The 14,729-nt window shown below is 62.8% G+C and carries 16 protein-coding genes; 12 read left to right on the top strand and 4 right to left on the bottom strand.

The window, feature by feature from the left end; genetic code table 11:
• The first annotated feature begins 47 nt into the window (after positions 1-47).
• Both P6U30_RS22865 and P6U30_RS22860 read left to right on the top strand, forming a co-directional pair.
• Positions 48-749 carry a haloacid dehalogenase type II gene (locus P6U30_RS22865; protein WP_407165162.1) on the top strand — a complete coding sequence of 234 codons (702 nt, stop codon included), beginning with the start codon at positions 48-50 and terminating at the stop codon, positions 747-749.
• Positions 736-1,956: a CaiB/BaiF CoA transferase family protein gene (locus P6U30_RS22860; RefSeq protein WP_407165161.1), complete on the top strand. Its 1,221-nt coding sequence runs from the start codon at positions 736-738 to the stop codon at positions 1,954-1,956. Before P6U30_RS22865 ends, P6U30_RS22860 begins: the two co-directional genes overlap by 14 nt.
• 22 nt (positions 1,957-1,978) lie before the next feature.
• Here P6U30_RS22860 and P6U30_RS22855 read toward each other — a convergent pair whose 3' ends face one another.
• Positions 1,979-2,407, bottom strand: a complete 429-nt coding sequence (locus tag P6U30_RS22855) for a hypothetical protein (protein ID WP_407165160.1) — start codon at positions 2,405-2,407, stop codon at positions 1,979-1,981.
• 221 nt (positions 2,408-2,628) lie between these two features.
• Here P6U30_RS22855 and P6U30_RS22850 point away from each other — a divergent pair, with 221 nt between their 5' ends.
• Positions 2,629-2,841, top strand: coding sequence for a hypothetical protein (locus tag P6U30_RS22850; protein ID WP_407165159.1), 213 nt, complete (start codon positions 2,629-2,631; stop codon positions 2,839-2,841).
• 61 nt (positions 2,842-2,902) lie between these two features.
• Here the strand turns inward: P6U30_RS22850 and P6U30_RS22845 are convergent, their stop codons facing one another.
• A complete protein-coding gene (locus tag P6U30_RS22845; RefSeq protein ID WP_407165158.1) occupies positions 2,903-3,142 on the bottom strand; it encodes a hypothetical protein in 240 nt (79 codons plus the stop codon).
• Between the two features lie 191 nt (positions 3,143-3,333).
• On the opposite strand from P6U30_RS22845, the gene P6U30_RS22840 reads away from it, so the two are divergent.
• The gene (locus P6U30_RS22840; RefSeq protein WP_407170511.1) at positions 3,334-4,632 is read left to right on the top strand and encodes a c-type cytochrome; all 1,299 of its coding nucleotides are present in this window, start codon (positions 3,334-3,336) and stop codon (positions 4,630-4,632) included.
• Between the two features lie 70 nt (positions 4,633-4,702).
• Here P6U30_RS22840 and P6U30_RS22835 read toward each other — a convergent pair whose 3' ends face one another.
• Together P6U30_RS22835 and P6U30_RS22830 are read right to left on the bottom strand one after the other, a co-directional pair.
• The gene (locus tag P6U30_RS22835; RefSeq protein WP_407165157.1) at positions 4,703-5,008 is read right to left on the bottom strand and encodes a hypothetical protein; all 306 of its coding nucleotides are present in this window, start codon (positions 5,006-5,008) and stop codon (positions 4,703-4,705) included.
• 55 nt (positions 5,009-5,063) lie between these two features.
• Positions 5,064-7,034, bottom strand: a complete 1,971-nt coding sequence (locus tag P6U30_RS22830; protein WP_407165156.1) for a 4Fe-4S binding protein — start codon at positions 7,032-7,034, stop codon at positions 5,064-5,066.
• Between the two features lie 227 nt (positions 7,035-7,261).
• Between P6U30_RS22830 and P6U30_RS22825 the strand changes: the two genes are divergently transcribed.
• From P6U30_RS22825 to P6U30_RS22790, 8 genes are all read left to right on the top strand, one after another.
• A complete protein-coding gene (locus tag P6U30_RS22825; protein ID WP_407165155.1) occupies positions 7,262-7,948 on the top strand; it encodes a biotin/lipoate--protein ligase family protein in 687 nt (228 codons plus the stop codon).
• Entirely contained in the window at positions 7,945-8,484 is a 540-nt protein-coding gene (locus P6U30_RS22820; protein ID WP_407165154.1) for a DUF6505 family protein, read from the top strand. The genes P6U30_RS22825 and P6U30_RS22820 overlap by 4 nt, the downstream gene beginning before the upstream one ends.
• Positions 8,481-9,485, top strand: coding sequence for a DUF6352 family protein (locus P6U30_RS22815; RefSeq protein ID WP_407165153.1), 1,005 nt, complete (start codon positions 8,481-8,483; stop codon positions 9,483-9,485). Before P6U30_RS22820 ends, P6U30_RS22815 begins: the two co-directional genes overlap by 4 nt.
• Positions 9,482-9,997: a DUF3305 domain-containing protein gene (locus P6U30_RS22810; protein WP_407165152.1), complete on the top strand. Its 516-nt coding sequence runs from the start codon at positions 9,482-9,484 to the stop codon at positions 9,995-9,997. Before P6U30_RS22815 ends, P6U30_RS22810 begins: the two co-directional genes overlap by 4 nt.
• Positions 9,994-10,632 (top strand): DUF3306 domain-containing protein, encoded by a 639-nt coding sequence (locus tag P6U30_RS22805; RefSeq protein ID WP_407165151.1) that lies wholly within the window; start codon positions 9,994-9,996, stop codon positions 10,630-10,632. The genes P6U30_RS22810 and P6U30_RS22805 overlap by 4 nt, the downstream gene beginning before the upstream one ends.
• Positions 10,633-10,745: 113 nt before the next feature.
• Complete coding sequence (locus tag P6U30_RS22800) at positions 10,746-11,525, top strand: molecular chaperone TorD family protein (RefSeq protein WP_407165150.1); 780 nt, start codon at positions 10,746-10,748, stop codon at positions 11,523-11,525.
• Between the two features lie 28 nt (positions 11,526-11,553).
• The gene (locus P6U30_RS22795) at positions 11,554-11,763 is read left to right on the top strand and encodes a twin-arginine translocation signal domain-containing protein (protein ID WP_407165149.1); all 210 of its coding nucleotides are present in this window, start codon (positions 11,554-11,556) and stop codon (positions 11,761-11,763) included.
• An 11-nt stretch (positions 11,764-11,774) separates the two neighbouring features.
• Positions 11,775-14,723: a formate dehydrogenase subunit alpha gene (locus tag P6U30_RS22790; protein ID WP_407165148.1), complete on the top strand. Its 2,949-nt coding sequence runs from the start codon at positions 11,775-11,777 to the stop codon at positions 14,721-14,723.
• Positions 14,724-14,729: the final 6 nt, after the last annotated feature.

Here is a 14,729-nt window from a genome sequence, read left to right as displayed (position 1 = left end):
GATCATGCCGGACTCGGTACACACCGAGCGCAACCGAGGAGGCGCCTATGAGCTTTGAGAGCATCAAGAGCGAAGTGAAAGTCTGCATGTTCGACCAATATGGCACGGTGGTCGATATGCAGGGCGGCCTGGTGAAGATCGCGGCGCCGTTCCTGAAGGGGAAGGGCTGGACCGGCAATCCGAACTCCTTCGTCACTTGGTGGCGGCGAACACACTTCGAGAACTCGATGATCGATGCGCTGCTCCACCGCGAGCACACGCCTTATCGTGAGATCGGCCACCGTGCGGTTTCGCACGTCATGGACCGCTCCGGCATCAAATATACAAAGGACGAGGTGAAGTATCTCGTCGGCGAGATCGTGAAGCTGGAGTGTTTCCCGGAGGTGCCGGCGGCTTTGGCGAAGCTGCAAACCAAGTACAAGCTGGTCGTGCTCTCCAACGGAGATCCTGACATGCTCGAGGCGGCCAAGCAGTATCACAAGGTCCCCTTCGACAAGGTGATATCGGTTGCCGAAGCGAACTCCTTCAAGCCGCATCGCGCGACCTACACGAGGGCCGCAGAAATCCTTGGCCTCAAGCCGGAACAGATCCTCTTCGTCGCCAACCATGCCTTCGATGTCATCGGCGCGAAATCGGCGGGCATGCGCAGCGCCATGATCAATCGGCGCGACCGGCCGTTCGAAGAGACGCCGCACAAGCCCGACATCACCGTCCCGACGATGAAGGACCTTGCGGATGCGATCGTCTAGGACGGAAGCTCTCTGCGGCATCAAGGTCCTGGACCTTTGCCGCGTCGTCTCCGGCCCCTTCGCCACGATGCATCTCGGCGACCTCGGTGCGGACGTTGTGAAAATCGAAGATCCCCGTGTCGGCGACGAAAGTCGGCGGTACGGTCCTCCATTCGTCAACGGGGAGAGTTCGTACTTCCTGTCGGTCAACCGCAACAAGAGAAGCTGCGCGATCGATCTGAAGTCGTCTGCGGGCCGGAGCGCGATCATCGCGCTCGCTGATGTCGCCGACGTCGTGATCGACAATTTCAGGCCCGGAACGCTTGACAGATGGGGGCTGACATATGAGGCGATGAGCTCTCGCAACCCCGGGCTGATCCATTGCAGCATCTCCGGGTTCGGGCGCATCGGTCCGGACGCCAATCGGCCTGGCTACGACTTGATCCTGCAGGGGGAATCCGGCGTGATGGACATCACCGGCGATCCGGACGGTCCGCCCACGAAGGTCGGAACCTCGATCGCCGATCTGGTGACCGGTCTCTACGCGTCGCAGGCCGTGCTGGCGGCGCTCATGAGGCGCGAGAGGACGGGTGTCGGCGGGCGCGTCGACGTCTCCATGCTCGATGCCATGGCCTCATTGCTGACGTTCAACGCCGGCATGTACTTCGCGTCCGGAGAAAGCCCGAAGCGCCGGGGCAACGCCCACCCCACGATCAGTCCCTACGAAACCTTCGAAGCCAGTGACGGCTGGCTCAATCTCGGGATCGCCAACGATAAGTTCTGGTCGTTGTTCTGCGGCGTCATCGGCGGCAACGACATGGAAACCGATCCGCGCTTCGATAGCGCTCCCAAGCGCGCGGCCAACCGCGCGACGCTAGCCGGGATTCTGCGGCCCATATTCAAGTCCGCGCCGCGCGACCATTGGCTCGAAGTCCTCAGCCGCGCCGGCGTTCCATGCGGCGCGATCCGGACGGTCGGCGAGGTCTGTGAAGCCCCGCAACTGATCCAACGCGGCATGATCCAAACCGTGACGCACAGGCTCGCCGGCGAAGTCAAGTTCGTCGCCCGTCCGCTGCGCTTCGATGATCGTCCGCCGGCGCCTTCGACCCCGCCGCCGACGTTGGGCGAGCACACCTTCGAGGTGTTCGAGAACTGGCTCGGATGGACGCAAAGGGAAGTGTCCGACTACGCGTCCAAGGGCGCCTTCGGCGACGCAAACCTCGCATGATCGCCATCGAGTCCGTTGACGGTCAGGAGGGGGGCTGCGTCTCCGGGAACACATCAACGATCTTGCTCGTCATGCCGTTCACGATCAGCACCTGATCCTTCATTTTGACGTACATGTAGTCACGCAGCTCTGGCATTTGCGCAAGAACCGGCGTTGGCAGCGATTGCGCCTTAACTCCGTTCGGGATCTTTGCGCCAACAGCGGGGGTGAAGTCCTTCGCTGACTTGGTGGTCGGCAATCGAAATTGGACTTCGTTGTGCTCGGTAAGCACCGCCTTGCGAATTTGCTCGCGCTGCATGTTTGTCAGGTTCAGTTTCGGCAGCGATGGATCCTGCGAAATCTTGGTGCCGTTGCTGAGCTCGACTGCGCCTTGGACATTCGATTGCGCGAATGCGACTACGCTAGTGTTCAGCATCATCACGAGCGCAGCCAATACGGTTGAAGCCTTCATGGCCGTTCATCCTTGTCCGATATCCCCTATGAGGAAAACGCAACGAACGGAGCGTTGCTCCGTTCTGGCTCGCGGCTTTGTAAGTTCCGGCCCGGGAACCTGCGGGGGCTTTGCAGCAAGAATTCCAGTGGCTGTGAGGCGGTTCACACCCTGTCCTCGCGCCTCGCAGTAATCAGGTCGGCGCAAGCATTTCCTGGATTTCAACCCAACGGGAGATTTGCATGAAGCCCCTGATCATCATTGTCATCGCCGCGGCCGGATTGCTGGCTGCTGCGACCGGCATCCCGCGACCAAACTCGGGCTCGACGATCGGACATGCCGGGCCGGCAAACACATCGACACTGCACGACATGCAAAGCACCCTCGGAGGCAAGCTGCAGGCCGAGGACTTTGACGATCGGTCATTGGTCTTTCCAAGGGACTCTAAGCGCTAGGCACAAGGCGGCGCATGCGGCCCCTTGGCCGAAGATGAATCGGTGCCGAGGGGACCCGCGCTTACGGGCTGAACAAGCCGACCTGGACGGGATGGTTACCGCTCAGCAGACCAAGCTGTTCCAGTTCCAGCCGATGAGCGTCAATTTCCAGAACAGCCAGGAGAAACGCCAGCACGACCGTGGCATAGATGAGCGTGGGCGACGCTCTGTCGCGTACGTCAGAATGCTGCGGCGGCAGCGTATCGCGATGTGATCGCCACCGGGAGATGAAATGCAGATACGCCTTCGGCCGTATTTGCATGACGTCGTCCTCAATGCATACATCGACGATAGGTCCAGGCTATGCCCGGTTCAAGTTAACAACCGCCGTTGCGGCATCGAGTAGCAGGGGACCACTCCTGCGATGCAGCATTGGCCGTAGGATGGCTTCGGCCGTCGACGACACCGAGCGCCTGAACATCCGATTGATCGCAGGCGATCTGAAGATTGCAGATGCGTTGGGCCCGACGTTTTGCCAGCAGTCTCCGCGTTGTGGCCGCCTTGCTGGCGATCCATTCAGTGCCGGCGCATGCGCAATTGGCCGGTCACGGCGGACCGGTGAGGGCGATTGTGATTTCCAGCGACGGCGACAGTGTCCTGTCGGGCAGCTTCGACACCGCGGCCATCCGATGGTCGCTTAAGACCGAAGCGGCCGAGCAGGTGCTTCGTTTCCACGCCGGCGCGGTGAACGCAGTCGCGTTCCTGACGGATGGTCGAATGGCGACCGCCGGAGCGGACGCGAAGATCGCAATCTGGACGGCCGGGCGGCAGCAGCCGGATCAGGTTTACGAGGACCATACCGCGCCGATCGTTTCCCTCGCCGTCTCGCCGGACGGTGAAAGGCTGGCTTCCGCCTCCTGGGATCATACGGTTCGCATCTGGTCGCTCCGCGACGGCGCGCAACAGGTGCTGGAGGGGCATGCGCAGAACGTCAACGGCGTCGCATTCACGCCGGACGGACGATCACTGGTCAGCGTGGGTTATGACCGTGAGCTGAGGATATGGCCGCTCGCGGGAGGCACCCCGAGCGTTATCAGGCTGGCCGCCCCGCTCAACGCCCTGGCAATCGCGCCCGACGGCGAGATCGTGGCCGCCGGCGCCGACGGCAGGCTGCGCTTTCTCAGATCGGATGGTTCGGAAACTGATGAGGCGCAAGCGAGCCGGATGCCGATCGTTGCGCTGGCGATCTCGCCGGATGGCTCGCTGATCGCTGCGTCAGGAATTGCCGGAGCCGTGACGATCATCGACCGAACCTCGCGCGGCATCGCGCGATCGTTGGATGATCCAGGTTCGCCCGTATGGTCGGTCGCATTCCTGCGGGACAACGCAACATTGCTGACCGGCGGCGCCGACGGCAAGATCCGGCGCTGGAATGCGCGGACCGGCGATGCCATTGGCTCATCGTTGCAAGCCACGTCGCGTGATCCGCTTGCAGGCTTTACCGGAGACCGTGGCGCCGAGGTGTTCAGAGCGTGCGTTGCATGCCACACCCTGTCGGCGAACGATCCGCAGCGCGCCGGCCCCACGCTCGCTGGCCTGTACGGCCGCAAGATTGCGTCGCTGCCCGGCTATCGTTTCTCGGAGGCCCTGAAAGGGATGACTATCGTGTGGACGCCCGAGACGGTGTCAAAACTGTTCGAGCTCGGTCCAAATACCTATACGCCGGGAACCAAGATGCCGGAGCAACGAATTGGATCGGCGGAGGATCGCAAGGCGCTCACCGATTTTCTGGGGCGGGCAACATCGAAATGAAGGGCGCTGGTCATCGGTGGTGCAGGTCAAGGTAAGTTCTGGCCGTCTGGATTGTATCCCGGCTTCTCGTCTAGAAGCCGGGCCACCGCTCGACGGGAAGATCGGTCAAGTCCGGATGCTCTTTGAGCATGGTCATGACGTCTACGGTGGGATGGGCCTTCATAGCCTCGGTGACGCAGGCGTTGACGTATTTCCGGCGCGAGAGCCACTTGATCTTCTTGCCTTTAGCTTCCGCCTTGCAGGCCACGATCGCCCGCTTGAGGGCGACCTTGTCGGCCTTGGACGGGGTCGCAGCGTCAGCGGGCCGAGGCATTGCTGCGGCGACGCCGAAGCATAGCGCGGCAATGAAGGACGTCACCTTGATGAATCGAGACATCACGTGCTCCCGCGGTTTGCTGCCCAGGGAATAGCTGCTTTCGTCGGTCCGCGTCTTAGGCCTTGGTGTTCCGTTGGCGCAAATAATCGTCGGTTGTCCGCGGCGGTGCGCGTTCGGGCATGTCGGCAAACGGGTCGAACTGTTGCTCACTCATGGCGACGACGCGGCAATCCGCACACATTCTGACAGCGTCCAGCCGCCTGTCGCCCGCGGGAAACATCCAGTGCCGGCCTTCGAGTTTCGCGGCGACCTTGTCGATCGTGCTCTTCACGCCGAACGGCTTGCCGCAGCGAACGCAAAGCGCCGGCTCTTCTTCCTTGATGATCCGGGCCGGAGCTCTTGCGGCGCCGAAATCGATCTGCGGCTTCAGCGTAATGACCTTTTCCGGGCATGTGCTTCGGCACAGCCCGCACTGCACGCAGGCGTCTTCGACGAACTTGAGCATGGGACGGTCGGGATCGTCGCGCAGCGCGCCGGTGGGGCAAGCCGAGACGCAAGACAGGCAAAGCGTGCATCCGTCCGTATCGATGGCGACCGCGCCAAGCGGCGCACCTTGCGGTAACGGAATGATGTCGGTCGGCGCAGGCGCAACACGATGCAGTTCATGAAGGGCGAAGCGAAGCAACTCGCGGCGCCTGCCTGTCGCTTTGAAGGTGGCCGCACGCTCGACGCCCGGCAGTGGTTCGATCGCCCGCAACTCTTGACCCAGGACGTCCGGATCGTCGGTTTCGATCGTCGAGACACGCTGCCCGGAAAGCCCGAGCCCGCAAACAATCGCATCGGCCGTGGCGATGGTCTGGGAGAGGCCGGCTGTGTCGTGGAGCGGCTTTGCCCGCAGCAGAAGACGGATCCCGATCGCGCCATAGGCAAAGGACGCCACGAGTGCTTCGAGTCCGATCTGCGTCACCTCGTTGACGGCGAACGGCAGAACATTGGCCGGAAGCCCGTCGCCATGCCGGGCGAGGGCATCGATCAGCGCGGCGCCGTGTTGGCCGTCATGGAACAGCACAATGGCATTGGCACCGCCGGCTTCTCGAAAGGTCAAGAGCATTGCGCGCAGCTTGTGGAGCAGCGCGTCGGCCGGCGGCAGGGCATAGGTTGCCGCACCTGTCGGACAGGCTGCGGCGCACTGGCCGCACCCGGCGCACACCTCGGCGCTGATCTTGACGTGATCGCCATCCGGCGTGATCGCTCCGGTTGGGCAGAGATCGAGGCAGCGATGACATCCGGTCAGCCCGGAGCGCGAATGGACGCAGAGGTCTGCCTCGAAATCGATGTATTTCGGCTTGTCGAAGCTGCCCACAAGGTCGCGCGCGCGCAGCACCGCGCGTAACATTGCAGACCGATCTCCCGGATCCGCGCGCAGATAGCCATCGCGCAAGCCATCAGCGGGGAACAGCGGCCTGCCGCCGGAAAGATCGAGCACGATGTCGCATCGCGAGGTCAGGCCATCGCGGGAAGCCCCGAACGTGAGCGAATCGCGCGAGGAGGGCCGGGCGACCGCATAGTCATCGATCGTTGCCTCGAACGCTCCCAAATGACCCGTTGCGTTGCGGATCGTCCCCTGGACGATCGGAAAGGCTGTCACGGACGGTGGCATGATCTGCGCGGGCTTCGTGATCATGACTGTGACATCGAGGTGATCGGCGAGCAGTTGGCCTGCTTCGACCGCAACATCGTCGCGGCCGTAGATCAGGATCACTCCTTCGCTCGATAAGGTGACAAAGGGAGAAGCCGGCGCGTCGTCGGACGCTGCTGCGAGCAGCGCTGCCATCTTTGGCCCAGCCTTGGCTCCCTCCGTCGACCAGCCGGCCATCTCGCGAAGGTTGACGAATTGCAATGTCCGGGAGCACCGTTTCGCCTCGTCCTCAAACAGCGCGGCCTCCTGGGTGCAGCCGACGACGAGCGGTCGTTCCGCCTTTGCCGCGTCGCGAAAATGATCGAGCTCGGCCCGGCAGAGCTGACGGAATTCGGCGATTTCGCTCTTACCGCATCCTCGTTTGATAGCGGCCGTGTCGAGACGCATCGTGTCTTCGCACGAGCAGATCAGGATGGTTTTCGGCGGATCCGGCATACGCAGCTACGACCTTCGACGAGGCTAAGAACCGGCGAGCGGACTCGCCTCGATCCTCCCGCTCGATTAAGCTATTCTTACAAGAGAAGAAAAGGAAGCTGGAGGTCCGACTGATACCGACGGCCCCTAGGCGCTCCGCGATCGCGGAGCCGATCACTCTGCCGCCGCCATTCACGCTGGTGCGGCTGCGCGAGAATCGTGACGCCTTTGCCCACGCCATCGATATCGCGGACGAAAGCGGGGCAGGGACGCTGACCTATGTCGGACGGTTTGATCTTGCCGAGTTCGCGGTTGTGCTTGAGCCCGGCGAGCCCCTGCGCACCGCGCGCCGCGCCTTCTACGCAGGAATGGTGGCCCTGACCGACGCCCTGCGCGCCTATGCACCGCCGAACAAGGAGGTCGCGATCGACTGGCCCGACGCGATCCGGGTCGATGGCGGCCTTGTTGGCGGCGGGCGGCTCGGCTGGCCCCCACGCGCGAGGGAAGAAGAGCCGCCGCGCTGGTTGGTGTTCGGTGCCGTGGTCCGCATGGTGGCGATGACCGACAGGGAAGCCGGCGTGCATCCGCTCGCTTCCGCACTGGATCGGGAGGGGTTTGGTGAGGCTGGTGCGATTGAGATCACCGAGAGCTTTGCGAGGCATCTGATGCTGGCCACAGATACCTGGCAGGTCGATGGCTTTAACGCCATCGGACGAGAGTTTCTGAATCGCCTGACACGCGATCAGAACACGTCCCGCATGATTGACGGTAACGGCGACCTTTTGGTGCGCCGGGTCGGGACAAGCAAGGCCGATCGGCGCGATTTGAAGCGAGATTTGCTGTTGCCGTCGTGGCTCGATCCGCTCCTTGGAGGGCCGCGCCTGTGAAGCTCCTGCGCACCATCGCGCTCGATCGATCCGACACTTTCGTGTTCGACGCGTGGGCTGAGCCGGGCGATTGGGCGGTGTCGGGTGCGTTCCGATTTTGTGACCGGGATCCGGCGAAGCTGGGCGGCAAAGAGCGGTCGGCGTTCCGCAGCGGTTTTCTCGGAGTGCGGTCCTGGGGCTGGTCGACGCTGGCGCAAATCGTCCATGCGACCGAGGAGGATCGCCGGACATTGGTGGAACTCCTTGCGGGCCGACTTGTCGAGCGGTTCGGGGCGCCGGATCTTGCAACCGCACGCCTGGCCGCCGAAGAGGAGGTCGCCTTTGTGCAATCGCTCTGCACGCATCCCATCGGTGCGCTGGTTGCGGTCCACCGCGCGGCGAGCGATGGTGAGATCCGCGAGTCATTCCGCAGATTGCAACTGCGCGAAGGCCAGCGTCACGGCAAGGCGTTCTCGTTCATGGAAATGGAGGAGGAGATCGAGCCTGACAGCGCTCTTGACCTGGCGAAGATGAGCGAGGAGCAGTTGCGCCGATGAAGGATTTCTGGATCGCCTGCGGCCATCACCTGCTCGATCACGATGCGAGTGGCGGACTCGTGGTCACCGATGAGTTTCTGAGGGCCTATTTGGCACGTCCGGAGCTCATGCCGCCCGAGGAGGCTTGTGCGGTCGAGCGCATGCTGCACCAAGAGCTGCTCGCTGACCCGCGCCGGGCCGTGGCTGCGGAGGAGGTCGCCGCGATCGCCGATGCGGATGCACGGGAGAACTGGCAATTCGTGCTGGCGCTTCGCAAGCTTCTACTGCGTGAGCCTACGCTGGAAGCGGCCTATCTTGCGTTGGTTCGGTCAGGATCCGTCAACTTGCCGCCGCTGTTTGTGAACCATCTCGTTCACGTGATCCTGCGAAATGCGCTTGATGGCTGTGAGGATCCGTTCGTGCTGCGTGCAGCCGAGCTGTTCTTCCGGCCGCAGCGCATCGTGCCGCACGAACATATGCTGCTGTTGGGAGATGAAGAAGTCATTGGCGGGTCAAACGTCACGCCGGTGCTGTCGTTGATATCGATGCTGGGGGCAGCAAGCGCCGAGCTCGAAATACTGAGCGCGGGAAATGCCGACGCCTATTGGCGGCGCAGCGACCAGTTCGATCTGGCGTTCGATCTCACCGGTGGAACACGGGGGCCGGCGGCGCTGGCCGACGCCATGAGGCTATGGATTTCTCATTTGCTTGGCGTCGACGTCGCAATCGAACCGCTCACCGCCGTGCGCGACGCAAGCCTCTCCTGGTACGTTGGCCTAGATGCTGAAGCCACCCGGATAGGCGACCGGCTTTGGCATGGAGAGACGCTGGATGAGCGCACCGCGGGCCGTGTGCTGGCCCTGTTCCAGCTTACCTTTCCAGAGGGGGACCTGGTCGTCGATGCCGTCGGGCGCGAGCCGGTCCATTTGATCCTGGCAATGAGCTCGGATCAGTTGGTGCGGATGAAGCCGCAGAATCTGTTGACGGGGTTGCCGATCAGACATTTGGAGGCTGCAACGTGAGCCCGGCCGTCGTTCCAGCCTTGCGCATTCCGGTCGGCGTCGTGGTTGAGCGGCGAAAAGCGGAGTCTGCATGGATCGATTTTGTCTGGCGCGGCACCGGCGTATTGCCGGATGAACCGGAGATGATGCCGTGGACCGTTCTACGGGAGCAGGAGGGGGCGACCCTCTTCTACGCCGGGAGCGCGACGATCGATCTCTATTGTTCGGAAACCGCGCGCTACCGTGATAACCTTGCGAGCGGTGCGCCCAGTATCTGGATCATATTGACTCCGTCCGAGGGCGCCTGGCCCTACGCTGTTTCAGCCATCACCGCGGACCCCGCGGAGGGGGAAGCGTTCACCGAAGCCGGCGACAATCTGGTCGAAGCGGTGCCGATGCCTGAGGCGCTGCGTGAGGCGATTGAATATTTCATCGCCGAGCACCACGTCGACACGGAGTTCGTCAAGCGCGAGCGGCGGCGCGCCGATCCGGAGGCGCTGGCGCGACGACATCCCGGAGGCGGGCACGAATGAGCGACGAGCAATTCCTGGCGCGCTGGTCGCGTCGCAAGCAGAACGCGAAGGCCGGTCACGCTGAAGAAGCCTCCCAGGCGTCTGGGCCGGCGTCCCTAGACAACGTCGCGTCAGCGCCAAGTCCAGCCGAGCCGGAACTTTCAAACTTGCCCTCGATTGAAACGATCGATGCCGCCACCGACATCACGGCCTTCCTGCGCAAAGGCATTCCGCAGGAGTTGAGCCGCGCGGCGCTCCGTCGCGCCTGGAGCGCTGATCCGGCCATCCGCGATTTCGTGGGGTTGGCGGAGAACGCGTGGGACTTCAATGATCCGAACGCCATGCCCGGCTTCGGTCCTCTGGACTATTCGGCCGAGCGGATTGACGCCCTGGTTCGCCGCGTCGTTGGCGGAGTCGCAGAGACCGCGGAGAACCTCACCAGCCAGCCCCGAGACGAAGCTGCTGGGGGGCCGGCAGGAGAGGAGGTCGGCTTTTCGGAATCATTGAACGCGGCGAAAGTGGCCACGGATCCTCAGTCGCAGAGCGATCTTGCGGTCGCGGGCCTGTCGCCGAATTCTGCTGCATCGCAACCGGCGGCTCCGGGCGAACAAGCTCCTGTTCTGCGTCGCACACATGGCGGAGCGCTGCCCCGGTAGACTGCGACTAAGTGCGATAGCCTCAAGCTATGCTCCTTCATTGACCGCTTCGCGAGGCGCGTCGTAATCTTTGGCGTGCAAACGCAATTGACCCCGAGGATGGGGAGGTCAGCGTGCGCGATGCAGGCCTTGAACGTGCCATCGATGCGGCGGGCGGCGTTGCCCAGCTTGCCCGGAAAATCGGTATTGCGCAGCCCTCGGTGTCGAACTGGAACAGGGTGCCCGCGCAGCGCGTCATTGCGGTCGAAGGGGCAACCGGCATATCGCGCAAGGTGCTTCGTCCGGATCTCTATAGCGAGCCAGTTGTAACGAACGATTCGGTTGATCCGATCGATGTGGATCGCGCGCGGGAATACGCGCTGCTCGCGAGCTTGCTCTCGTCAGCACCGCCGGCCGCATTGCTGGATCAAATCGCGCAGCTCAAGGGTGATACGACGCCGCTTGGCCGCGCTCATGCAATCCTGGCAGACGCTGCATCGATCGCGACCGCATTCGAAGTCGAGCGCGAATATTTTGATTTGTTCGTCGGTCTCGGCCGTGGCGAGCTGCTGCCTTACGCTTCCTATTACCTAACTGGCTTCCTCAACGAACGTCCGCTGTCCCGTCTGCGCGGCGATCTTGCCGCGCTCGGCATCGAACGCGTGGAGGACAGCCAAGAGCCCGAGGATCACGCGGCGACGCTGTGCGAGATCATGGCGGGCTTCGCGACCGGCGCCTTTCGAGCATCGGCGCAAGCACAACACGCCTTCTTCGAGAGGCACCTGTCGTGCTGGATGGGACGCTTGTTCGCCGACATGGAGAAGGCGGAAAGCGCCAAATTCTATCGTTCGGTCGGAATGATCGGACGAGTTTTTTTGGAGATCGAATTGAAAGCGTTCACGTTCGCCAACTGATCACTGCCGCTGATCTGGGAGAGATGCGATGAGAGACAGCAAGAGAACGACCGTCGGTCGCCGCGACTTTCTTCGCAAGCTCGGCATCGGTGCCGCCGGCGCCGGGGCGACGTTGGCAACCCCCCTGACGACTTCGGCGCAAGCCGATAGCGAGTCGGACGACGAGAAGCGCAAGCCGCGCTACAAGGAAACCGACCACGTGAAAGCCTACTACCGCGTCAATCGTTACCCTGGCTGAGGGAGGCGGTCGTGCTGATCAGGAGAACACACCAGCATTCCGAAGCCGCTTCACGCGGATCAATCGCTGCGGGCCTGTCTGGCCAAACCGATGGTCTCGACCGCCGCACCTTCCTGCGCCGATCCGGCCTTGCCGGCGGCGCGCTGGCCGCGCTGGGAGCGTTGCCGGTCGGCAGCGTCCGCAAGGCGAATGCGGCGATGGCGGGCCCTCTGACCTCAGGAGCGGCCGTTCGCAAGAACGTTTGTACGCATTGCTCGGTTGGGTGCACCGTGACCGCAGAGGTGCTGAACGGAGTTTGGATCGGTCAGGAGCCCAGTTGGGAGTCCCCGATCAATCGCGGATCGCATTGCGCGAAGGGGGCCTCGGTGCGCGAGCTCGTGCATAGCGAACGTCGGCTCCGCTATCCGATGAAGCTCGTGGGCGGACAGTGGACGCGCATCTCCTGGGACACGGCGATCAACGAGATCGGCGACAAGCTGGCCGAAATTCGCGAGAAGTCGGGCCCCGATTCGGTCTATTGGCTCGGATCAGCCAAGATGACGAACGAGGGCTCGTATCTCTTTCGCAAGCTCGGTGCGTTCTGGGGAACCAACAACACCGACCATCAGGCACGCATCTGCCATTCCACCACCGTCACCGGCGTCGCCAACACCTGGGGCTACGGCGCGATGACCAATAGCTTCAACGACATCCGCAATGCCAAGACCCAAATCATCATGGGCGGCAATCCCGCTGAGGCCCATCCCGTATCGCTGCAGCATCTCCTCGAGGGCAAGGAGATGCAAAAGGCCAACTTCGTCGTCATCGACCCGCGGCTGACGCGTACCGCAGCCCATGCAACCGAATATGTGCGCATGCGCCCGGGCACCGATATTCCGGTGCTCTACGGCATGATGTGGCACATCATCCAGAACGGGTGGGAGGACAAGGAATTCATCAAGCAACGGGTCTATGGCTTTGATGATCTCCGGAAGGAAATAGAAAAGTGGAATCCGGAAGAAGTCGAGCGCGTCAGTGGCGTTCCCGGCGAGCAGCTCAAGCGCGTCGCCAAGATGCTGGCCACGGAGAAGCCGGCCACTCTGATCTGGGCCATGGGCCAGACCCAGAAGACGGTCGGCACCGCAAACGTGCGGGCAAGCTGCATTGCATTGCTGTTGACCGGCAACGTCGGCAAGCCCGGCACGGGCGCCAACATCTTCCGCGGCCATGACAACGTGCAGGGGGCGACCGACGTCGGGCTCGATATCGTCACCCTGCCGTTCTATTACGGCCTTGCCGAAGGCGCGTGGAAGCATTGGGCGCGGGTTTGGGACGTCGACTACGACTTCCTGAAGTCGCGCTTCGACTCCAAGCAGATCATGGAGACCCCGGGCATCCCGCTCACCCGGTGGTTCGAAGCGGTGATACTGCCGAAAGACCAGGTCGCGCAGAAGGACAATGTGCGGGCGATCTTCGTGCAGGGGCACGCCAGCAACAGCATCACGCGCATTCCGGAATCCCTGCAGGGCCTGAAGGCGCTCGAACTGCTCGTCGTCGCCGACCCGCATCCGACCACCTGGGCATCGCTGGCGGTGGAGGCCGGGCGCAAAGATGGCCTCTACCTTCTTCCGGTCGCTACGCAATTCGAGTGCAAGGGTTCGCGGGTCGCTTCGAACCGCTCGTTGCAGTGGGGCGAGCAGATCGTCAAGCCGGTCTTCGAGTCCAAGGATGACCTCGAGGTCATTTACCTGATGGCGAAGAAGTGCGGTTTCGCCGACAAGATGTTCAAGCACATCAAGGTCGAGAACAATCTGCCGGAGGCCGAGGACGTGCTTCGGGAAATGAACCGCGGCAGTTGGTCAACCGGCTATTGCGGGCAATCGCCCGAGCGGCTCAAGGCGCATATGAGGAACCAGGCCAAGTTCGACATGCTCACCATGCGCGCGCCGAAGGACGCTCCGGAAGTCGGCGGTGACTATTACGGCCTGCCATGGCCATGCTGGGGTTCACCCGAGGTGCGGCATCCCGGCACTCCGTTGCTCTACAACACCAATCTCAGCGTCATGGACGGCGGCGGCACGTTCCGTCCGCGCTTCGGCGTCGAACGCGAGGAAAAGCTCGCCGATGGTACGAGCCGGAAGGTAAGCCTGCTTGCAGAGGGATCCTATTCCAAGGACTCGGAGATCCAGGACGGCTATCCGGAATTCACGCTGGCGAGCCTGAAGAAGCTCGGCTGGGACAAGGACCTGACCGAAGCGGAAATGGCCACCATCACCAAGGTCAATTCCGCCAATCCGGATGCGGTGTCGTGGTCACTCGACCTGTCCGGCGGTATCCAGCGCGTCGCGCTGAAGCACGGCTGCGTGCCGTACGGCAACGGCAAGGCGCGCATGAATGCATTCGGGCTGCCCGATCCCATTCCGGTTCATCGCGAGCCGATCTACACGCCGCGCGTCGATCTGGTCGCGAAATATCCGACGCTGCCCGATGCCAAGCAGTTCAGGATGCCCAACATCGGCTTTTCCGTGCAAAAGGCCGCGGTCGAGAAGGGGATTGCCAAGCAATTCCCGCTCATCCTGTCCTCGGGCCGTCTCGTCGAGTACGAAGGCGGCGGCGAGGAGACGCGCACCAACCCGTGGCTTGCCGAGCTGCAGCAGGACATGTTCATCGAGATCAATCCTGCCGATGCGGCCGACCGGGGGATCAAGGACGGCGGCTGGGTTTGGGTCACGGGCGCTGAGAACAATTCGCGCGCCCGGATGAAGGCACTGGTGACCGACCGTGTCGGCAAGGGCGTTGCCTGGATGCCATTCCACTTCGGCGGCTGGTTCGCGGGCAAGGACCTTCGGGGCAATTATCCGAAAGGTACCGACCCAATCGTGCTTGGCGAAAGCGCGAACACGATCACCACCTACGGCTACGATCCGGCGACCGGCATGCAGGAGCCCAAAGTGACGCTCTGCCAAATCGCGGCAGCATAGGGAGCA

This window comes from Bradyrhizobium sp. ORS 111 (assembly GCF_045571485.1).
Taxonomy (GTDB): Bacteria; Pseudomonadota; Alphaproteobacteria; order Rhizobiales; family Xanthobacteraceae; genus Bradyrhizobium.
The sequence above is the reverse complement of the archived record's forward strand: the minus strand, read 5'-3'. Positions and strand labels throughout refer to the sequence as shown.